At 36.1% G+C, this 18,872-nt stretch carries 20 protein-coding genes and 1 riboswitch; of the genes, 12 read left to right on the top strand and 8 right to left on the bottom strand.

Features of this window, described 5'->3' with window-relative positions; translation table 11 throughout:
• The first annotated feature begins 149 nt into the window (after nt 1-149).
• On the top strand, nt 150-695 hold the full coding sequence (locus BZK16_RS01990; RefSeq protein ID WP_077927222.1) for a GNAT family N-acetyltransferase: 546 nt from the start codon (nt 150-152) through the stop codon (nt 693-695).
• Here BZK16_RS01990 and BZK16_RS01985 read toward each other — a convergent pair.
• Nucleotides 692-1,405, bottom strand: a complete 714-nt coding sequence (locus BZK16_RS01985; RefSeq protein ID WP_077927221.1) for an SDR family NAD(P)-dependent oxidoreductase — start codon at nt 1,403-1,405, stop codon at nt 692-694. The genes BZK16_RS01990 and BZK16_RS01985 overlap by 4 nt on opposite strands.
• Before the next feature lie 120 nt (nt 1,406-1,525).
• On the opposite strand from BZK16_RS01985, the gene BZK16_RS01980 reads away from it, so the two are divergent.
• Nucleotides 1,526-1,936 carry a hypothetical protein gene (locus BZK16_RS01980; protein ID WP_077927220.1) on the top strand — a complete coding sequence of 137 codons (411 nt, stop codon included), beginning with the start codon at nt 1,526-1,528 and terminating at the stop codon, nt 1,934-1,936.
• 69 nt (nt 1,937-2,005) lie between these two features.
• Here BZK16_RS01980 and BZK16_RS01975 read toward each other — a convergent pair whose 3' ends face one another.
• A complete protein-coding gene (locus BZK16_RS01975) occupies nt 2,006-2,572 on the bottom strand; it encodes a YceI family protein (RefSeq protein WP_077927219.1) in 567 nt (188 codons plus the stop codon).
• Nucleotides 2,573-3,119: 547 nt separating this feature from the next.
• A riboswitch (M-box (ykoK) riboswitch) is annotated at nt 3,120-3,300 on the top strand.
• A 148-nt stretch (nt 3,301-3,448) separates the two neighbouring features.
• Between BZK16_RS01975 and BZK16_RS01970 the strand changes: the two genes are divergently transcribed.
• The 4 genes from BZK16_RS01970 (at nt 3,449) to BZK16_RS01955 (ending at nt 7,001) form a co-directional block, all read left to right on the top strand.
• Nucleotides 3,449-4,381, top strand: coding sequence for a magnesium transporter CorA family protein (locus BZK16_RS01970; protein ID WP_077927218.1), 933 nt, complete (start codon nt 3,449-3,451; stop codon nt 4,379-4,381).
• A 15-nt stretch (nt 4,382-4,396) separates the two neighbouring features.
• Nucleotides 4,397-5,347 (top strand): magnesium transporter CorA family protein, encoded by a 951-nt coding sequence (locus tag BZK16_RS01965; protein WP_077927217.1) that lies wholly within the window; start codon nt 4,397-4,399, stop codon nt 5,345-5,347.
• Between the two features lie 39 nt (nt 5,348-5,386).
• A complete protein-coding gene (locus tag BZK16_RS01960) occupies nt 5,387-6,334 on the top strand; it encodes a magnesium transporter CorA family protein (RefSeq protein ID WP_233145149.1) in 948 nt (315 codons plus the stop codon).
• Nucleotides 6,335-6,425: 91 nt separating this feature from the next.
• Nucleotides 6,426-7,001: a hypothetical protein gene (locus BZK16_RS01955; protein WP_077927216.1), complete on the top strand. Its 576-nt coding sequence runs from the start codon at nt 6,426-6,428 to the stop codon at nt 6,999-7,001.
• 118 nt (nt 7,002-7,119) lie between these two features.
• Here BZK16_RS01955 and BZK16_RS01950 read toward each other — a convergent pair whose 3' ends face one another.
• The 4 genes from BZK16_RS01950 to BZK16_RS01935 are packed head-to-tail and all read right to left on the bottom strand — an operon-like array spanning nt 7,120 to nt 10,864.
• Nucleotides 7,120-8,142, bottom strand: coding sequence for a siderophore ABC transporter substrate-binding protein (locus BZK16_RS01950; protein WP_077927215.1), 1,023 nt, complete (start codon nt 8,140-8,142; stop codon nt 7,120-7,122).
• Between the two features lie 24 nt (nt 8,143-8,166).
• Nucleotides 8,167-8,925 carry an iron ABC transporter ATP-binding protein gene (locus BZK16_RS01945; protein WP_077927214.1) on the bottom strand — a complete coding sequence of 253 codons (759 nt, stop codon included), beginning with the start codon at nt 8,923-8,925 and terminating at the stop codon, nt 8,167-8,169.
• The gene (locus tag BZK16_RS01940) at nt 8,925-9,911 is read right to left on the bottom strand and encodes an iron chelate uptake ABC transporter family permease subunit (protein ID WP_077927213.1); all 987 of its coding nucleotides are present in this window, start codon (nt 9,909-9,911) and stop codon (nt 8,925-8,927) included. The genes BZK16_RS01945 and BZK16_RS01940 overlap by 1 nt, the downstream gene beginning before the upstream one ends.
• Nucleotides 9,908-10,864 carry an ABC transporter permease gene (locus tag BZK16_RS01935; protein ID WP_077927389.1) on the bottom strand — a complete coding sequence of 319 codons (957 nt, stop codon included), beginning with the start codon at nt 10,862-10,864 and terminating at the stop codon, nt 9,908-9,910. Before BZK16_RS01935 ends, BZK16_RS01940 begins: the two co-directional genes overlap by 4 nt.
• Nucleotides 10,865-11,031: 167 nt before the next feature.
• On the opposite strand from BZK16_RS01935, the gene BZK16_RS01930 reads away from it, so the two are divergent.
• From BZK16_RS01930 to BZK16_RS01910, 5 genes are all read left to right on the top strand, one after another.
• Nucleotides 11,032-12,396: a hypothetical protein gene (locus tag BZK16_RS01930; protein ID WP_143691122.1), complete on the top strand. Its 1,365-nt coding sequence runs from the start codon at nt 11,032-11,034 to the stop codon at nt 12,394-12,396.
• 38 nt (nt 12,397-12,434) lie between these two features.
• Nucleotides 12,435-13,289, top strand: coding sequence for an EamA family transporter (locus BZK16_RS01925; RefSeq protein ID WP_077927211.1), 855 nt, complete (start codon nt 12,435-12,437; stop codon nt 13,287-13,289).
• 230 nt (nt 13,290-13,519) lie between these two features.
• Complete coding sequence (locus tag BZK16_RS01920; RefSeq protein ID WP_077927210.1) at nt 13,520-13,864, top strand: DMT family transporter; 345 nt, start codon at nt 13,520-13,522, stop codon at nt 13,862-13,864.
• Nucleotides 13,857-14,285 carry a DMT family transporter gene (locus BZK16_RS01915; RefSeq protein ID WP_077927209.1) on the top strand — a complete coding sequence of 143 codons (429 nt, stop codon included), beginning with the start codon at nt 13,857-13,859 and terminating at the stop codon, nt 14,283-14,285. Before BZK16_RS01920 ends, BZK16_RS01915 begins: the two co-directional genes overlap by 8 nt.
• 131 nt (nt 14,286-14,416) lie before the next feature.
• Nucleotides 14,417-14,737: a Dabb family protein gene (locus tag BZK16_RS01910; RefSeq protein ID WP_077927208.1), complete on the top strand. Its 321-nt coding sequence runs from the start codon at nt 14,417-14,419 to the stop codon at nt 14,735-14,737.
• 71 nt (nt 14,738-14,808) lie between these two features.
• Here the strand turns inward: BZK16_RS01910 and BZK16_RS01905 are convergent, their stop codons facing one another.
• Both BZK16_RS01905 and BZK16_RS01900 read right to left on the bottom strand, forming a co-directional pair.
• On the bottom strand, nt 14,809-16,377 hold the full coding sequence (locus tag BZK16_RS01905) for an AbgT family transporter (protein WP_408645558.1): 1,569 nt from the start codon (nt 16,375-16,377) through the stop codon (nt 14,809-14,811).
• Nucleotides 16,378-16,641: 264 nt separating this feature from the next.
• A complete protein-coding gene (locus BZK16_RS01900; protein WP_077927206.1) occupies nt 16,642-17,748 on the bottom strand; it encodes a glycerol dehydrogenase in 1,107 nt (368 codons plus the stop codon).
• 296 nt (nt 17,749-18,044) lie between these two features.
• On the opposite strand from BZK16_RS01900, the gene BZK16_RS01895 reads away from it, so the two are divergent.
• The gene (locus BZK16_RS01895) at nt 18,045-18,854 is read left to right on the top strand and encodes a MetQ/NlpA family ABC transporter substrate-binding protein (protein WP_077927205.1); all 810 of its coding nucleotides are present in this window, start codon (nt 18,045-18,047) and stop codon (nt 18,852-18,854) included.
• Nucleotides 18,855-18,872: the final 18 nt, after the last annotated feature.

The raw sequence follows: 18,872 nt of genomic DNA, 5'->3' as shown, positions 1-18,872 counted from the left end.
TATTGAATGTTTTTTAGGTGTTTTATTATTGAATAATTACCATTAGTTGTCAAAAGTACCGAAATTGCGAAAGTAATGCCATTATCAAAGTGAGCTGATTTATTTAAACTGTGATGCATTCATTAACTGAATTGTTGAAAGGAAAGAAAATGACAGTAACAACAGAACGTATGGTATTACGACCATGGAAAGAAACAGATGCAGAATCATTATATGAATATGCCAAAGATGAAAGAGTAGGACCAATCGCAGGCTGGCCAGTTCATCAAAACGTAGAAGAAAGCTTACAAGTGATTCGTGAAGTATTTATGCGACCACATATTTTTGCCATTACATTGAAAGGTGAAGATAAAGCTATCGGCTTAATTGGCTATCTTGTGGGCGAGGATGCAAATTTCAAAATTGGTGACAATGATGGTGAAATTTCTTATTGGATTGGCGTGCCATATTGGGGGCAAGGTTTAGTACCTGAAGCAACAAAAGCTATGATTAATTATGGCTTTGAATATATGGCTTTAGACAACTTATGGTGTGGTTATTATGCGGACAATGAACAATCTCATAAAGCACAAGCGAAATGTGGTTTCCGATTTCATCGTACAGAGGAGAATATTTATAATCCTGTGATGAATGATTATCGAAAAGAGCACATTACGCGATTAACTAAAAATGAATGGTTAGAAATGGATCGCTAAACATTCGTATCCATCATTGCAGGCATATCAATCTCTTTTACACATGTTGCGTTGCTTGTGCTGAGGATGAACTGAATAGCAGACATGACATCTTGCAATGGAATCAATGTGCCTTCTGTTTCTGAAATGACAGTTTCAGCGGGCACTTCAATTGGGTATTCTGTCGCTAAATAACCTAAGTTCAGCACAGAAACGCCAATTTTATCATTACGTAGATTTTCACGAAGCGATTGTGCAATGCCACGCAATGCATATTTAGATGCAGAGAATACAACTTCACAACCATTGTGATTATCTAAACCCCAAGTAGAGCCAATGAGGATAATTTTTGCCTGATTGGCTTTTTTTAGATTTGGCAACAATGCTTGAATATGTAATAAACATGCACTGATATTCACTTGCACCATGTTTAAAATCTCTTGTTGAGACATCGCTTCAAAATCATATTCATCCGAAAAAGCTGTAGATTCCCAAATACCAACGTTATAAATCAAGCAATCTATTGCTTCATCTTGAATATTTTCCGTGACTTGAGCAACAGACTCGATTGTCTTACTGAGATCAGCCAATATCCATTTAATGTTTTTATTGCGTGTTTCAGAAGGGTTTCGTGCAATTGCAAAAGTATTGTCTTGTTCAGATGGTATCGATTCGATGATGGCTTTGCCAAGCCCTTTGCTTGCGCCATAGACTAGAAAATTACGTGACATAATAGGCTCCTATAAAGAATGAACGCATAATATCATTAAAATTCAAGATGATAATAAATTTATTGGCATTTAATTTTCAAATAACATTAAATCTCGTTTATATTTGTAAAGGAGAGAATTATGTCTTTTAAAGTTTTATCCGTTGAGAATTTTCCATCCGTAGAAATTCATCAATTTCCATCATCAGTTGAAGAAACAATATTATGGTTAAATGAATTGGATCAATTATTTATAGAAGGAAAACCCTTTGTGTTAGTTTATCCCGTATTTGATCCTGTGAAGTTTATGGCGATTGATGAAAAAGTTTCACAAGAATCTCGTAAAAAGACTATTTTGTGGCTTAAAAGCCAGCGGGCTTTATTTGAAGAAAAGTGTAAAGGTATTTTGCTACAACTTAAGCCAGATGGTAGTGATGTCGATTTAGTGGAAGGGCAGAGAAAACAAGTGGAAACCGTTTATCGTGTACCTGCAAAGATTTTATATCCGGATCAGGATCAAACTACAGTAGTGAATGATCTACTATCTCAATAATAGAACAAAAAAAGCCCCCAAATCTTTGGGGGCAAAATCAGAGGTAAGGGAAAGTTGGGACTGGAAAAATTACTGCTTAACTGCTTCTACTTGGATCTGTAATACAACATCTTTTGTCATACCCATATCTACTAAGAAATCAACGCCCCATTGTGTGCGATCGATTGTTGCAGTGAAATCACCACCACAAACTTCTGCTTTAAACATTGGGTTGTCATAACAGCTGAATTTAGTTGCTTTCAATGTTACAGGGTTTGTTTTGCCCATCATTGTTAATTCACCTTTGATTTCAGTAGGTTTATCACCATTGAAAACCCATTCAGTTGATTTGAATGTGATATTGGCAAACTTAGCAACATCTAAAAGATCAGCACTTTGCATGTGATGATCAAAATCTTTGGAGCCAGTATTCAATGATGCAACTGGAATCTCCACTTCTACAGAGCCAGTTTTATTGGCTGGATCAAATGCTACATTGCCTTCAATACCATAAAAACCGCCATGATTTGTTGTTGTACCAAAGTGATCAATGTTGAAACGAGCATTAGTGTGCATAGGATCTAATTTGTAATCCGCAGCCATTGAAGCGCCTGCAAATATTGATAATGCTAAAGCTGATAATACGAGTTTTTTCATGAGGATAATCTCCAAAAATTAAGGTATAAATAACTTCATGAGAAATACTATATCAAGCAATAAAACAATGAGATAGCAAAAAAAATGGTAATGAGTGTTCTGAATTTAGAATAATTTTGATCTATTTATTCATATAAATGGCTAAAGAAATTTGAAATTAAAATGTTAATAAAAGAAATTAAATGTAAAAAATATCTTTCTTAGGTGCGATATGTTTTTGTATATTCTGGTCGATTTTTGAATGCTTTTTATGCAGATTTATTTTGAAGTAAACAATAAAGGCTATTTGTGGTTAAAAATTATGAAAGGCTTATTATAATATTTTATACAGAATATATATTTAATTCATTGAATATATTGATATTAATTGTGATTCTATCAATATTTTGAATTCTTGTAAGAAAATAATTTTTAGATGAGAAATATATCAAATGGGATGAGATGTTTACTAGCTTTCTATCACTGAATCAGTGTCAGCTTAAAATATATTTACAGTTTTAAGGGTTGCCATAAAAATTTTATGGGCTATAATGCGCCCTGATTGCAAATCTAACCTCGTTAGGTGAGGCTCCTGTACGGAGACATGCTACTGCCCAGAAACGTCCAAAGACGCCAACGGGTTTGAACAGAAACTATCGAATTAAGGTGGTTTATAACGTAGCTAGCAGTGAATATTTATTCACGTCTTATGCCGTACAGTGCTAAAACTCAACGATTTGAGGGAAGTAGATATCACTGTGTGTGCGTGCTTGTGTGCGTAAATCATAGTGATACTCGTGTGACATGTATTTGTTCGCCAAAAGAATAACACATGCGCCTCTTTTCGTTAGAGGCGCATTTTTTTTGGCTTTAATACTGTTATTTCGGAGGTTATCTATGCTTAAAACATTTGATATACAAGCAAAAGATAAGTTGAATCGCGTTAAACCTTCTAACAATTTGTGGATTCAGCTTGTTAACCCAAGTCAGAATGAGCTTGAGCGTATCGCTAAAGACTTTTTGATTCCTTTTTCAATGCTCAATATGCATCAATCAGATAAACGCAGCACGGCGATCGAGCGCCATTCTGATCTATTTGCATTTGTGATTGAATTGCCCATTGCTAACGAAGCAGGTTCGAAAGTACCTTTCTCCATCATGAAATTATCCATCATTGTGATTGGTGATGTAGTGATTACGATTGCTGATCAAGCACATCCAATTTTGGAAGATATGCAAAAAGAGTATGCTGCATTGTTTTCTACAATGGGTGTGACAAGCTTTGTGAATCGTATTTTTGAATTAACCACAGGTTATTTCTTAATTTCAATTGCTCAAATCAGTGACATTGTGGATGAAGTGGAACGCCGCTTACAAGTTTCTATCAGCAATAAGCAAGTGTTTGATTTATTGAATAATAATAAAAGCTATTTATTCTTCATTCGTTCATTGAAACACAATGGCATCATTTTGGATGATTTGGCAAAGAAGCGTTTATTGGCAAGTGATCATCGTACTGATGTTCAGATGATCGACATCATTGTGGCAAATCAGCAAACGCAAAAGAAAGCAGAAATCTACAATGCTAACTTGCGTAACTTGATGGATGCCTATTCAGCAGCCATAGAAAACAACTTGAGCTTGGCTGTTCAATACTTAACTATTTTTGTCACAATTGCAGCCATTCCAATGGCAGTTGCGGGCATTTATGGCATGAATACGCCATTGCCATTCCAAGATGAACCTTATGCTTTAGCTGCATTGGCAGGCATTACAGTTGCAATTGCTGTTGCTGTGATTTCATTCTTTAAAGCACGTCGTTATATTTAGTTGTGGGGAGAAAACATGTTTACAATTTATAAAAGTGATATGAATGGCCAATTGGCCCAAACAAATGCAATCGAGCACAATAGCTTAATCAATATGGTTAACCCAACAACCGATGAAATTCAATTCATGGCAAAAACCTTAGAATTGCCGACAGATTTTTTCAGCAATTTATTGGATAAGGATGAAAGACCGCGCATTGAAAGACATGCCAATGGTTTATTAATGATTTTGAATGTGCCTGTCAAAGTAGAAGGTGCCGAAGATTTAAAACAAGCACCTTATCATACTGTGCCAATGGGCATCATTCATGCGCAAGATCATCTAGTGATCGTGAGCCGTGAAGAATTGAATGTGGTGAAAGAAGTGATCGAAGGGCAATATGGTGATTTCCAAAGCTATATGAAAACGCGAATTTCTTTATTGCTGTTCAAAGCAGTTTCAGAATCTTATGAAGATTATTTGGCCTTAGTGAATCATCAAGTGTGTGATTTACAGAAAAAATTACGTGTTTCTTATCGCAACACTGAGCTATTTGGCTTGATTAATTTGAATAAAAGCTTGGTATTTTTCTCCACAGCATTAAGTGCAATGGCAATTTTATATAAGCGCATTGCGGATGGTGATACTTTCAAAATTCATGAAGATGAACGCAAGCGTTTGCAATCAATCTTGGTGGATTTAGAGCAATCAGCAGAAGTGATTGAAATGCGCCGTGAAAGTTTAAGTAACTTGATGGATGCTTATGCAACGATCATTCATAACAACTTAAATTCAGTATTAAAAATGCTCACAACATTAGCAATTGTGATGATCATTCCAACAATGATTGGCAGTATTTTCTCCATGAACGTGGCTTTGCCAGGTGAAGAAAACCCTATTTCAACGGTAGTTGTTGGCGTTGGCATGGTTGTGATTAGCGTAGTGTTACTCATTGTATTTTATAAGAAAAAATACTTACGCATGTAAAACCAATCATTCACAATAAAATTAATGAGGAACATAATTATGATGACAATTTATAACCGCAATGCAGGCCAAGAACTCACAAAAGCAGATGCATTGATACAAAACAACTGGATTGAAATGATCGCGCCAACGGCGAATGAAATAGCAAAACTTACAGCAGAATTATCATTGCCTGCATATTTCTTGGAGGAAGCAACTGATAAAAATGTTCGCCCAAAAATTGAAAGCGAAGGCACAGATCAGCTATTCATCATTCATTTACCATACAATGATCCAAATATTGAACACAGTGGATTGGATGTGAAATATCGTACGATTCCATTCGCAATCATTTTGACAGGCACACATTTCATCACTGTTTGCCAAGAGGAAACGCCATTCACAGCAAAGTATTTTATGAGCCAAAATTTGAATTTTGGAGCAGCGTATCATACGCAAAATACATTGAATATTCTGAATAAAACAGCGGATGATTACATTGTATTGACTCAGAAAATTGAGCATGAAATCACTGCAGCTGAAGATGAACTATCTCGTTCTTATCGCAACCCAGAGCTGTATACATTATTGTATTTGAATGAAAGCTTGCTCTACATGGCAACTTCTTTAAAGCAAATGTTACACACAATGCGAAAAATTGAACAAGATGGTGCTTTGGAAATGCATCGTGATGATCGTGAAATCTTCGTAGATGCATTGGTGGAATTAGAACAGGCTTATGCTGTGACCGAAATCAATCAGTTGAACTCCAATAACGTGATGGATGCTTATGGCAACATTATTCAAAACAACGTGAGTCATGTTGTTAAATTATTAACAGCAGTAACAATCGTGTTATCCATCCCAACAATGATTGCGAGCATTTATGGTATGAACGTGCCATTACCATATCAAGATGAACCAGAAGCATTTGCGGTATTGATTGGTGTAATGGTTGTGATGAGCGTTGTCGTTGCGATGATCTTCCGTAAGAAAAATTATTTCTAAACCATAAAATTTTTAAAGCACAATGAAAAGCAATAGTCATGAGCCATTGCTTTTGTGTATCATAAGGCTGAATCCATCAGGGAGAAATACCATGAAACAATTAGTATTATTCAGCAGTTTAGCTTTAGTTTTAAGCATCGCGACAGCACAAGAAAAAGAAGGTGGTTTTAAAGAAGGCTTTAAAATGATGACTGAAAGCGTTGGCTCTAGTGTGAAAGAAGGTTGGGATGTCACAAAAGAGAAAACGAGCGAATTATCAAAAGATGCTAAAGAAGGTTTAGATAAAGCTGGTGATAGCATTATGAATACTATTGATGATATGCAAAATAGCTATGAAGTTTCAGATGCATCAAGCTTGAGAAAATATCTTGTAGTGAGCGATGTGAAAGTTAAAGCATTGGAAAACAACTCATACTCTGTAAGCGCGATTTTAAAAAATACAGCGAAAAAACCTGTGAAATTTAAGCGTAAAATGAAAAAATTAGAATTGATCGCTTTGGATACGAATGGCATTGCTCATTTTGCAACCAATGAATCTTTAAAAGAGAGTAGGGAATTAGTTGTACCTGCTGATTCAGGTATCAAAATGACTTGGACATTCAATGATGTGGATAGCCCATTAACAACATTCCGTTTGTTTAATGTGGATTATTCATTAGTACCGTAATTATACTCACTGCCTTTTAATATTATCTGGAAGGTAGAAGTTCGGTGATTTTGGATATAGATATTGAAATACAAAAAAGCCTCTGAATTTCAGAGGCTTTTTCAATGCTTAGAGTGAATTATTGTGCTAAAGCACCTTTAATATCATTCACCATTGATTGAGTTGATTTCAATCCGCCACCTGATAAATACCAAACGTTAGGATCTAAATAAACGATTTTGCCATTTTTGAATGCTTTAGTATTTTTCACTAAGTCATTTTCAATCAAATCTTTTGCTGCTGTTTCGCTGTTACCCACAACTGCGCTACGATCGATTACGAAAATGTATTCAGGATCTAAATTCATTACATATTCAAATGTAATGTTTTGACCATGACGAGATACTTCAATTTTATCGTCAGCAGGTTTGAAACCTAAAGTATCGTGAATGAAACCAAAACGTGAACCTGGACCATAAGCACTGATTTTGCCATCATTTGCTAATACAATGATTGCGCGATCTGGCATATCTTTCGTTTGTGCTTTGATTGTTTCGATTTGAGATTTCAAATCATCTAATTGTGCTTTTGCTGTATCTTCTTTACCGAATAATTTACCCAAAGCCATTGTATGATCTTCTAAAGAAGCCATGTAGTTATTGATATCGATATTAAAGTTAACACTTGGTGCAATTTCAGAGAATTGATCATACAAGTTCACTTGGCGATCTGATAATACGATGAAATCTGGTTTTGCTTTGTATACAGCTTCGAAATCAGGCTCTTTCAAACCACCGAAGTTAGCGTATTTATCATCTTTATATTTAGATAAATAAGCAGGAATATTTGCTTTTGGAATACCGATAACTTCAACGCCCAATGCTTCTAAAGTATCTAGAGAACCAAAGTCAAATGCAGCAACGCGCTGAGGATTCATGTTAACAACAGTTTCACCAGCATTGTGTTTGATTGTCATTGTTGCAGCTTTTGTTTCTGTCACTGGTGCAGTTGTTGCAGGAGCAGAAGTTGCTGGTGCTGGTGTTGATGTTTGAGTTTCTGTTGTCGTTGGTGTTGTTGTGTTTTCAGCAGGTTTATCATTACCACAAGCTGCCAATAAGAGAACTAACGTTGAAGCGATTGCTGCTTTTTTAAATGACTTCATTCTAACTCCTTTCAATTTCGGATTTTAAGAAAAATAGACGCAAATGCGTTGATCATTGATTAACTGTATCGGAATATCCATGTCATAAATATCTTTTAAGACATGAGAATCGATAATTCTCCCTGTTTCTCCCTCATGAACGAGTGCGCCATTCTTGAGAGCTATTATGTGATCGGAATAACACGATGCGAAGTTAATGTCATGAATGACAACAACAATCGTTTTATTCTTCTCGCGCACTAATTTTTGTAGCACTCGCATAATTTCTACGGAGTGTTTCATATCTAAGTTGTTGAGTGGTTCATCTAAGAAAATTACATCAGTATTTTGAGCAACCACCATCGCGATGAAAGCACATTGTCTTTGCCCACCACTTAATTCACCAATGTATTTATGCTGAAGATCAGTTAAGCCCATATATTCAATCGCTTGATCAATATAGTGTTGATCTTCTTTCGTTAAGCGACCTTTGCAATGGGGGAATCGACCAAAAGATACCAATTCTTTGACTGTAATACGCAAATTCAAGTGATTCGCTTGCTTCAGAATGGAGATTTTTTGTGCCAAAAGATCATTGTTCCAGCTTTTGATGTTTTGACCATCAATGATGATTTCACCTTGATCAGGCGTTGATAAACGGCTCATCATGCCAAGCAAAGTACTTTTGCCTGCACCATTTGGGCCAATCAACGATGTGATTTTATTCGATGGAATCGTGATGGAAACATCATCAACGACTTTGCGTTGACCATATGATTTGGAAACATTTTTAACTTCTACCATTATTTGCTTCCTCGTAATAGTAAATAGATAAAGTAAATCCCACCAATGAAATTGATAATGACTGATAAAGTGGTGGAGAAAGTAAAGATTCGTTCAACGATCAGCTGCCCAAAAGCGAGCGCTATGATGCTGACTAAAATCGAACCAATGATTAATACTGAATGTTTATAGGTTTTAAAAATTTCGTAGGTGAGGTTCACAACGAGCAAACCTAAGAATGTGATCGGACCAACAAGTGCAGTTGAAAGCGCGGTTAAAATAGCTACAACTACTAAAGAAATGCGTACTACAGCTTGATAAGATACGCCTAAGTTCACTGATTGATCACGACCTAGCGATAGGACATCCAAATAACGAATGAATGGAATGAAGGCAATGCATGTCACAACAAGAACAATAGCAGCCCAGACAATGAGTTTGACTTGTACGTTATTGAAGCTCGCAAACATTTTATCTTGCGCGATTAAAAATTCGTTGGGATCAATCAACACTTGCATGAATGTGGACAAGCTATTGAAAAGCGCGCCCATGATGATGCCCATCAATAATAAGAAGTAAACGGAGCGACCTTCTTTACCCAGCATGATTTTGAACAGAATCACTGAGAAAGCAACTAAAGTACCAATAGAAATGACAAACATCCATTCATTACTGATCATAGCGTAATTACGACCGCCCAAGAAATAGATCAATAATGTTTGTACTAATAGGAAGAGCCAATCTAAACCAATGATGCTGGGTGTTAAGATTCTATTGTGTGTCACGGTTTGGAAAATAACAGTGGAAAAGGCAATGGCACTGCCTGCGATCACCATTGCTATGATTTTGTACCAGCGCTTATTAAAAGCATAAGCAGAATCCTCTGTGAACTTATCCCAATCGCTGAAGAGATATTCCCAATGCAATCCTAACTTAAATAATAAAAAGAATAGAATGCTGGCAATGGTTAAACCCAATAGAAGCATTAACTTTGTGCGATTACTCATGATGTTGACGCCTTCTTAAAGAGTAACCAGATAAATACTGTACTGCCTAAAATACCAATGGTAACGCTGATTGGAATTTCAGCAGGTGCAATCAATATGCGGCCAATGATGTCACAAGCAAGAATAACAATGGCGCCCAATAAAGCTGTGTAGGGCAGAGTATCGCGTAAATTATCACCACGATATAACGAAACAATATTGGGTACGATTAAGCCTAAAAATGGAATCATGCCCACAGTTAAAATCACACAAGCTGTAATCATCGCAACGATGGCTAAGCCAATGTTGATGACTTGTTGATATTTTAATCCTAAGTTTTTAGCAAAATCTTCGCCCATGCCAGCAATGGAGAATTGGTTAGCATAGAGATAAGCAATGATCATCAATGGAATGGATAAATACATGAGCTCATAACGGCCTGCTAAAACCATTGAGAAATCACCCATCAACCATGATGAAATGTTTTGAATTAAGTCATGCTTGTATGCGATGAATGTTGCGATTGAACTGATAATGCCACCAAACATCAAACCCACTAATGGGACAAAAACCACATCTTTATAACGGATGTGATTCAATATTTTCATGAAGATGAAAGTGCCTAAAAGAGAGAAGATGAAAGCTAAAGACATTTTAACGAGCATGCCAGAGCTTGCAAATAAGAGCATGGAGATCAGAATGCCAAGCTTGGCTGATTCCATTGTGCCTGCTGTTGTGGGGGATACGAATGAATTTTGGCTGAGTTTTTGCATGATTAAACCTGCAATACTCAAGCTAGCGCCCGCAATTAGAATAGTAATTAAACGCGGCACGCGGCTTACAAAGAATACTTGTAACTGTCTTTCAGTTAATTCTAAGCGTAATACTTCACTCACAGAAATGTTTGTGTCACCAACAAATAGGGAAATCACAGATAAAATTACGAGAATGAGAAAAAGATGCCATTTTCTCATGCTAAGTGGTTGTCCTTCATAAATGAAACTCATGCACGAATGATAATGATTGTATTTTACATGATATTTAACTTTTTCATAGATGCGGGGTAATAATTGAAATGATGCTGTTGTAAAATATAAAAGACGAAGCTGTATAACAATGAATAATAAAAAGGCCAACCATGATGAAACAGCAATTTCTTATGATGCTCATTTTTCTAACATTTAATGCATCTACATTTGCAGAAACGAATGCAAATCAAACTTCTGATTTACAGCGAGAGATCGAGGAATTCTATGATATTCAGCCATTACCTAAACGTAGTCTTGAGCAAAATTTGTACATTTGGGGTGTGGGATTGAGTTACCCAAATGATGATTATTATGAAGTTGGGCGCAAAATTGCGGAGAGTAATTATCTGTTAGGTCAGGAAATGAAATCGAAGCAACTTGAAAACTGGGATTTGAAACAAAATATTCGATACGTGAACGATTATCTTGTGGATGATGAAGCTTTGTTAAGATTCAATCATCTTTTTTCAGAGCAGAATGGCCGAAAAAGAATCAATGTTTGTAATCGATACGATGATAAAAATTGTATTAGAGTCACAATTGCAGATGCTGAACAAATTTGGGCATTGAATGTTGAAAATGAAATATTGCAAAAACGTTATGAAAGTTTCCCTTTGTTGGTTAATCAATCTACAGGATATTTTCATCCTTATAGCTTTGCGGATGCTGCATATCCAGACATTACAAGTTTGATCAGCTTGATTGATTTAGATGCAGCAAATGCTGTACTTGATTTATCTTCAGGCAATAGAGATAAAGGTATTGAACGTTTAGAGCGCATTAGCTTTTTAGCAAGCCTTCCACATAATGGCACGTTAACTTTTCCATTATTACAATTGAATATTCAGCAAGCATTGAATCAAACCATCAATGCACTATTGAATGAAAAATTATTGAACCCTAACGATCCGTTTTTAACACAATTATATAGAGAAGATGTTAATCGATTTGATCATAAAATTAGAGCCGCATTGAAATGGCAAGCCAAAGCGATGATGCAAAATAATCTATATCTTTATCAAGACTACAAAGCCAAGTTATTAGATGTAGTGAAAGATGAAAAGATTGATTTAGAGGATGAAAAAAAGGTCGCTGAGTTTTTGTATCAATATTATAAAAATTACGAAGCATCATTAGCACAGGAAAATCTTGATCCTAAAATTTTTCAGCAAGCGATGCCTAACATTGAAGGATTGCCTTTTAATATTTATTTGGCATCGCCTTATGAATATTTAATGCAAGCTAAATATCAAAAAGCGTATGAACTTTTATTAAGAGCAAAGATTAAAGTGTTAAAGGGGGAAGCTTTAAATGCTGATGATCAAGTGGAATTAGATACAGAAAATTCAATCCTTTATATTGATTTTGATGAAGGGTTAGAAGAAGGTTCTCCACTTCTGCCACAGCCTATCCGTTGGTTCAATCAAGGCCGACAATTTTTAGGTCGATTAGAGGTTGCTATTCCAAAAGTTAAATAGTAATTTGTACGGTCGGATTCATTTTAAAGTTGCTGTGTATGGAAAATAAAGACTCTTTTGCACCTTGGGCTGTTGCCGTATTTTTATTGGCAGTTTTGACAGTTCAATCAGGTGCTGTATTTGCGAAAAAGCTATTTGAATTGGTTGGGGCAGAAGGCGCAACATCCATGCGTTTAGGTTTTGCTGCGATTATTTTATTGGTGGTTTTTCGTCCATGGCGCATTGACTTTAAAAAAGGCAATATTAGAAATTTTTTAGTTTATGGCTTAGCGTTAGGCGCTATGAACTTTTTCTTTTATAAAGCTTTAAAAGAAATTCCAATTGGCATTGCTGTGGGCATTGAATTCACAGGACCCTTGGCGGTTGCGCTATTTTATTCTCGCCGCCCGATAGATTTTATCTGGATTGCATTGGTGATCTTAGGTTTGATACTTCTATTGCCCATTGGTGATGAAGTGAATAATGTGAATTTTAAAGGTGTATTGTTTGCATTAGTTGCAGGCTTTTGGTGGGCGATTTATATTATTTTTGGCCGTAAAGTTGGTAAAGATTACGGTTTACCAATCGTTTCTGCGGGGATGATTGTGGGTGCTATTCTATTCGCTCCGATTGGCATCATTACAGAAGGCGCTAATTTATTCACGCCAACAATCTTAATGTATGGTTTGATTGTGGCTTTATTATCTTCAGCCATTCCATTTGCGTTGGAATTAATTGCTATGACGCACATTCCTTCTAAAACTTATGGAATGCTAAGCAGTGCAGAACCAGCTGTGGGTGCGCTCTTTGGGATTGTGTTCTTGGGTGAGCATTTGTTTACGATACAATGGAGTGGATTGGCAGCCATTATCATCGCTTCTATTGGTGCAACATTAACAGCTCGTGGAAGATAACAATTAGTTATCTTTTAAAATAACAAGTTGAAATATTGCCATTGACCAATGAAGGTTGGGCGGTTAACATATTTGAGTGTTCCACTACCAATTATTTTATGCTTGTTATACACAAAGATAACACCACACACTTCTTAACTTCACAATTCTTATTGCTACTCTATTAGCGTTTCTATCTTTCATTTCACTTAAAACAATATTATTTAAATTTTAGAAAGATAGAGGAAATCATGTTTAATAAAGCTTGGATATACGTTGGGCTCACTAGCATTTTTGAGCTCATATGGTTATATGGCTTTAATCGTGCAGAAAGCGCATTAGAATGGGCAATTGTCATTGGATTTATCGTATTAGATCTCAATTTTTTAGCTAAAGCTTGTCAATATTTGGCCGCAGGTACTGTTTATGCTGTTTTTGCTGCAACAGGTACTGTTGGTACTATTTTAATGGATACATTCTTATTAGGTACTAGCATTTCTGTTGGGATGATGGCTTGTATGGCTTTGATTTTGATTGGCGTCGTTGGTTTGAACTTATCTGATCCATCTTCAGATGAGGAGGAAAGCCATGGATAACTATCAAAGTATGATCGGCTGGGGCTTAGTTGCCTTAGCCATCGCAGCTGAAATGGTTGGGATATTTGGCTTGAGCTTATATAGCCGAGGCAAAACGATCGTAAATACTATTCTATATTTTGGCGGCTTAGCTGCATCATTTGTTGCATTGTATTTTTCATTTCAATATTTACCTGTGAGTATTGCTTACACTGTATTAACGGGTGTTGGTACAGCAGCAGCTGTTGCTATCAACATTATGTTTTTCAATGAATCAAAAGACATTAAACGCTTAATCAGTTTAGCTTTGATCATTGCAGGTGTATGTGGTTTGAAACTCTTATATACAGAAGATGATACAAGTGCACAAAATGCCATTCAGCAAGAACATACTGTGAATGTGTCAAAATCACATGTACTAGCTGGAAAAAGTGATGTTTAATCATCATTCATAATGTTATAGATTAAAAAGAAAACCACTCAAAATTATGAGTGGTTTTTTGTTATGGATGCAATATATTAGATGAATGGATTTTTATTCAAATAATCGTTATCAATAGAGGATATGAAGAGATGATTAAGCACATTGTATTAGTGCGTTTTGCTAAAGAAGTGACAACGCAAGAAATCGAAGCAATTTTTAAAAAGATTGGTGCATTAGAATCAGTATTACCAACAATGAAGTCATTTGATTATGGTAAATATAATGGCTCAATGGCTCGCCACAAAGGCTTTGATTATGCATTTTATATGGAATTCAATGATGCCAAAGAACGTGATGAATATTTGATTCACCCTGAGCATGTGAAAGTTGGCACGGAATTACGATCACTCTTGGATCAAGAAGGTACGGATTCATTCATGGCATTTGATTATGATACAAATTTAATCTAATAAAAAAGTGTGCTTTGTTGAGTAACAAAGCACGCTTCAATTAATTTTGATTAACTTGGTTTAAATGTAGATTATTGCCCAGTTGCAGGTGAGAAATAAGTTTCAGAACCAGGGCCAACAGGAATACCTAATACAAATACCCAAATACAGAAGATGATTGTCCAAGCCACTAAGAAGATCACAGAATATGGCACCATCATTGCAAGAATTGTACCGATACCCGCATCTTTCTTATATTTAATTGCCATTGCAACGATTAAGCCAAAGTAGCTCATCATTGGTGTGATGATATTTGTTGCTGAATCACCAATTCTATAAGCTGCTTGAATTGTTTCAGGCGCATAACCAGCTAACATCAACATTGGGACAAAGATTGGTGCTGTTACAGCCCATTGTGCTGAAGCTGAACTCATCATTAAGTTGATGAATGCACAGATCAAAATGAAGCCAATGAATAACAACATACTATTGATTTTGATGCTTGTTAAGAAGTTAGAGCCATGAACAACAATGATTTGGCCTAAGTTTGTCCAGTTAAAGAATGCAATGAACTGTGCTGCAAAGAATACGATGACAAGATACAAGCCTAATGAGCTCATTGAGCCACTCATAGCATTCACGATATCTTTACTGCTTGTGAAATTTTTCGTCACAAAACCATAAACAGCACCAGGAATTGCGAAGAAGAAGAAAATGAAGATCACAATTGATTTAAAGAATGGTGAGTTCGCTACTAAACCTGTTGTTTGATTACGTAAAATACCATCTGCAGGAATGATTGTTACCGCAACAATTGCCGATAAAACTAGGAAAGATAAACCAGCCCAAACTAAGCCCTTTTTCTCTAAAGAAGTGACTTCAGCAGAGGAAACCATTGTGCTTTCTTCTTCACTCATGTCGGATTGATTGTATGGTCCCAACTGTGGCTCTACAATTTTTGCTGTTACAAACCAGCCTAAACCTGTGACGATGAATGTACTGAATGCCATGAAGTACCAGTTTGCTTCCGCACCTACGATGTAAGTTGGATCAACAATGCGTGCAGCTTCCTGTGTGATGCCTGATAATAAAGGATCAACAGTGCCTAATAATAAGTTTGCTGAATAACCACCTGAAACACCTGCGAATGCAGCTGCTAAGCCTGCCAATGGGTTTCTGCCTAATGAATGGAAGATTACAGCAGCTAAAGGAATTAATACAACATAGCCTAATTCACCCGCTGTATTGGACATAACACCTGCAAATACAATCGCTGGTGTCGTTAATTGTGTGGGTGCCTTTAAAACGATTAAACGCATTGCAGAAGAGAATAAGCCAGCTTTATCTGCAATACCAACACCTAACATTGCAACCAATACTGTGCCTAATGGCGCAAAGCCTGTGAAGTTGGTGACAACATTGGATAAAATTTTACGAATACCTTCTGCATTTAATAAGCTTTTAGCATAGATAATGCCACCAGGCACTCGACCAGGTGCGCCTTCTGGTCTTGGATCAGCAACGCTTAAACCAAAATATGCACCCAATGCAGATGAAACTAAAATGGCTGCAATTAAGATTGCAAAAAGTATTACAGGATGAGGCAGGGCATTACCTAGCCATTCCAATGTATCCAGAAGTTTATTCTTCTTGGCTTTCATTTCCATAACAATGTTTCCTTTATTTGTTGAGCTACTACATAATTATTATTGTAATAACTTCTTGATATTATTTGATTTGGCAGGTTTGCCCATCAAAATGCTTCGCAAAGATATCAAAAGATGAACTACATTTGTAGTGAAAATGTAATATTGTTCTAATTTTATACATAATGTAATTTGATAATTTTATCGGTAATTATTTTAAAATATAAAAAAATGCCCGAATTAATCGGGCATTTTCTGTGAGTAGAAATTTAATGAATCTTATTCATCTAACCAATCTCGACCCATTTTATCTGCAGTAATAATTGCAGCATAAACATCTTGTGCTGTGACTTCAAATGGCATGTTATGAATTGTTTCGCCTTTTGCACAGCTGAGTTCAGCAGCTGCTTTTAACTTATCATGATAATGTGGTGCTGTTGCTTCAAAGCCGAGTTGAGCGATTGTGACTGGCAAACCTACTTGAGTACAGAAATCTAAAACTTCATCAATTTCATCCAATGGTGCATTTTCTAATACCAATTGCACCAATGTACCAAAGGCAACCTTTTCACCATGATACATGCCGTGGCACTCTTCAATGACTGTAAATCCATTATGAATTGCATGTGCTGCTGCTAAACCTGCGCTTTCAAAGCCTAATCCGCTCAATAATGTATTGGCTTCGATGATATTTTCTAATGCTTTAGTACTGACTTTTCCTTCTGCTGCTAATTTAGCTTTATAGCCTTCGGACAATAGTGTTTCATAACACAGAAGTGCCAATGATTTTGCAGCCAATGTGCTGTATCCGCCTGCCATGGTTGTTTTATTAGCTTCAGCACAAGCACGAGCTTCAAAATATGTGGCTAAAGCATCGCCCATTCCCGCGACAAGTAAACGAGCAGGCGCATTGGCAATAACAGTTGTATCCATCACTACAACATCAGGATTTTTAGGATAAAAGAGATAGCTTTCGAACTCGCCATTATCAGTATAGATTACGGATAATGCACTTGTTGGTGCATCTGTCGAAGCAATTGTTGGGACAATGACAATAGGAACATGAGCATAGAATGCTACTGCCTTTGCAGCATCCAACGTTTTACCACCACCAATACCAACAACGATTTTTGCACCACTTTCTTTAAAGAGCTCACCTAAGCGATTGATCTCATTTTGTGAACATTCACCTTGGAAAATGGCTTCATTGAATTTAACATCTTCTTTTTTGAAGCTCTTTGTGATGGTTTCTTCCACTAAACCAAATACGAAATGATCTGCAATCACAAAAGCGTGATCGGCTAAGGGTTTAACATGTTCTGCTAAGTGTTGAAGTGCATCTGGACCTTGAATATATTTACCTGGGGATTGCATTACTTTTAACATCAGTATCTCCTTATCATTAATAAAACAAAAGAACCAAAACTTATTGATAGACTCAGTATAACCATGGGAAACGTAAAAATGTTTGATATGTGTCACAAAGCCACAACATAGTGAAATAGGGGATTTGTATAGAAATTTATCATATTTATATGACAGAATTATCTCGTGTTATGAAGATATTGACCAGCCTTCTTTTTATATTGATCTATTGACAGAAATATCTCAATCGTGAATACTAATCAGTAAAATATATTAAACATATATTTATAGTATGTTAATTGAATTGAGAATGAATTATGAAAAAAGCAATGAAAGTTATCTTGTGTATTATGGTTTCAGTGGCAATATTAGCGGGCTGCGGGAAGGATGAAGCATCAGAAAAGATCATCAAAATGGGTGTTTCTGCAGGGCCTTATAATGAATTATTTGATGTAGCGATTACACCGATTCTAGAGAAAAATGGTTATAAGGTTGAAAATATTGAGTTCAGAGCATTGCTGGATTCCAATATTGCGATGCTAGAAGATGGTGTGGATGTTGTAGTTGCACAGCATGCAGGTTACATGAAGGTATTCAATGAGCAACGTGGCACAGATTTGGTTGCGATTCAAAAGATTCCAACAGTGCCAGCCGCTGTGTTTTCTAAGCGTTTTGAATCATTAAATGATGTTAAAGAAGGAATGACTATATTGATCCCGATGGACGCATCGAATGCTGCACGTGCTTATGGCTTATTGCAAAAGATTGGTTGGATTCAATTAACGGAAGGTTTGGATTTGATGAAAGCTTCTAAATTGGATGTGATCAGCAATCCTTATAATTTAGAGATTAAAGAGATTGATTCAACATTGATTCCACGCGTATTGGAAGAAGCTGATTTTGCTGTAATTCCAGGCAGTATTGTTTGGCTAGGCAAAATGGATCCAAGTAAAGCATTGGCACACGAAGAATTATTGCCTGATCTGTATTTACAAGTTGTGGTGAGAGATAAAAACAAAGATTCTGAATGGGCAAAAGCAATCATTGATGCTTATAACTCAGAAGAATTTAAAGCATATTTATCTAAAAATAACCCCAACAATTATTGGGCTGTACCAAAGAATTAATTTTAAATATCTCGCCAA

It is taken from the genome of Wohlfahrtiimonas populi (genome assembly GCF_002006795.1).
Taxonomy (GTDB): Bacteria; Pseudomonadota; Gammaproteobacteria; order Cardiobacteriales; family Wohlfahrtiimonadaceae; genus Wohlfahrtiimonas; species Wohlfahrtiimonas populi.
Note: the sequence above shows the minus strand (reverse complement) of the source record. Positions and strands in the feature narration are given on the sequence as shown.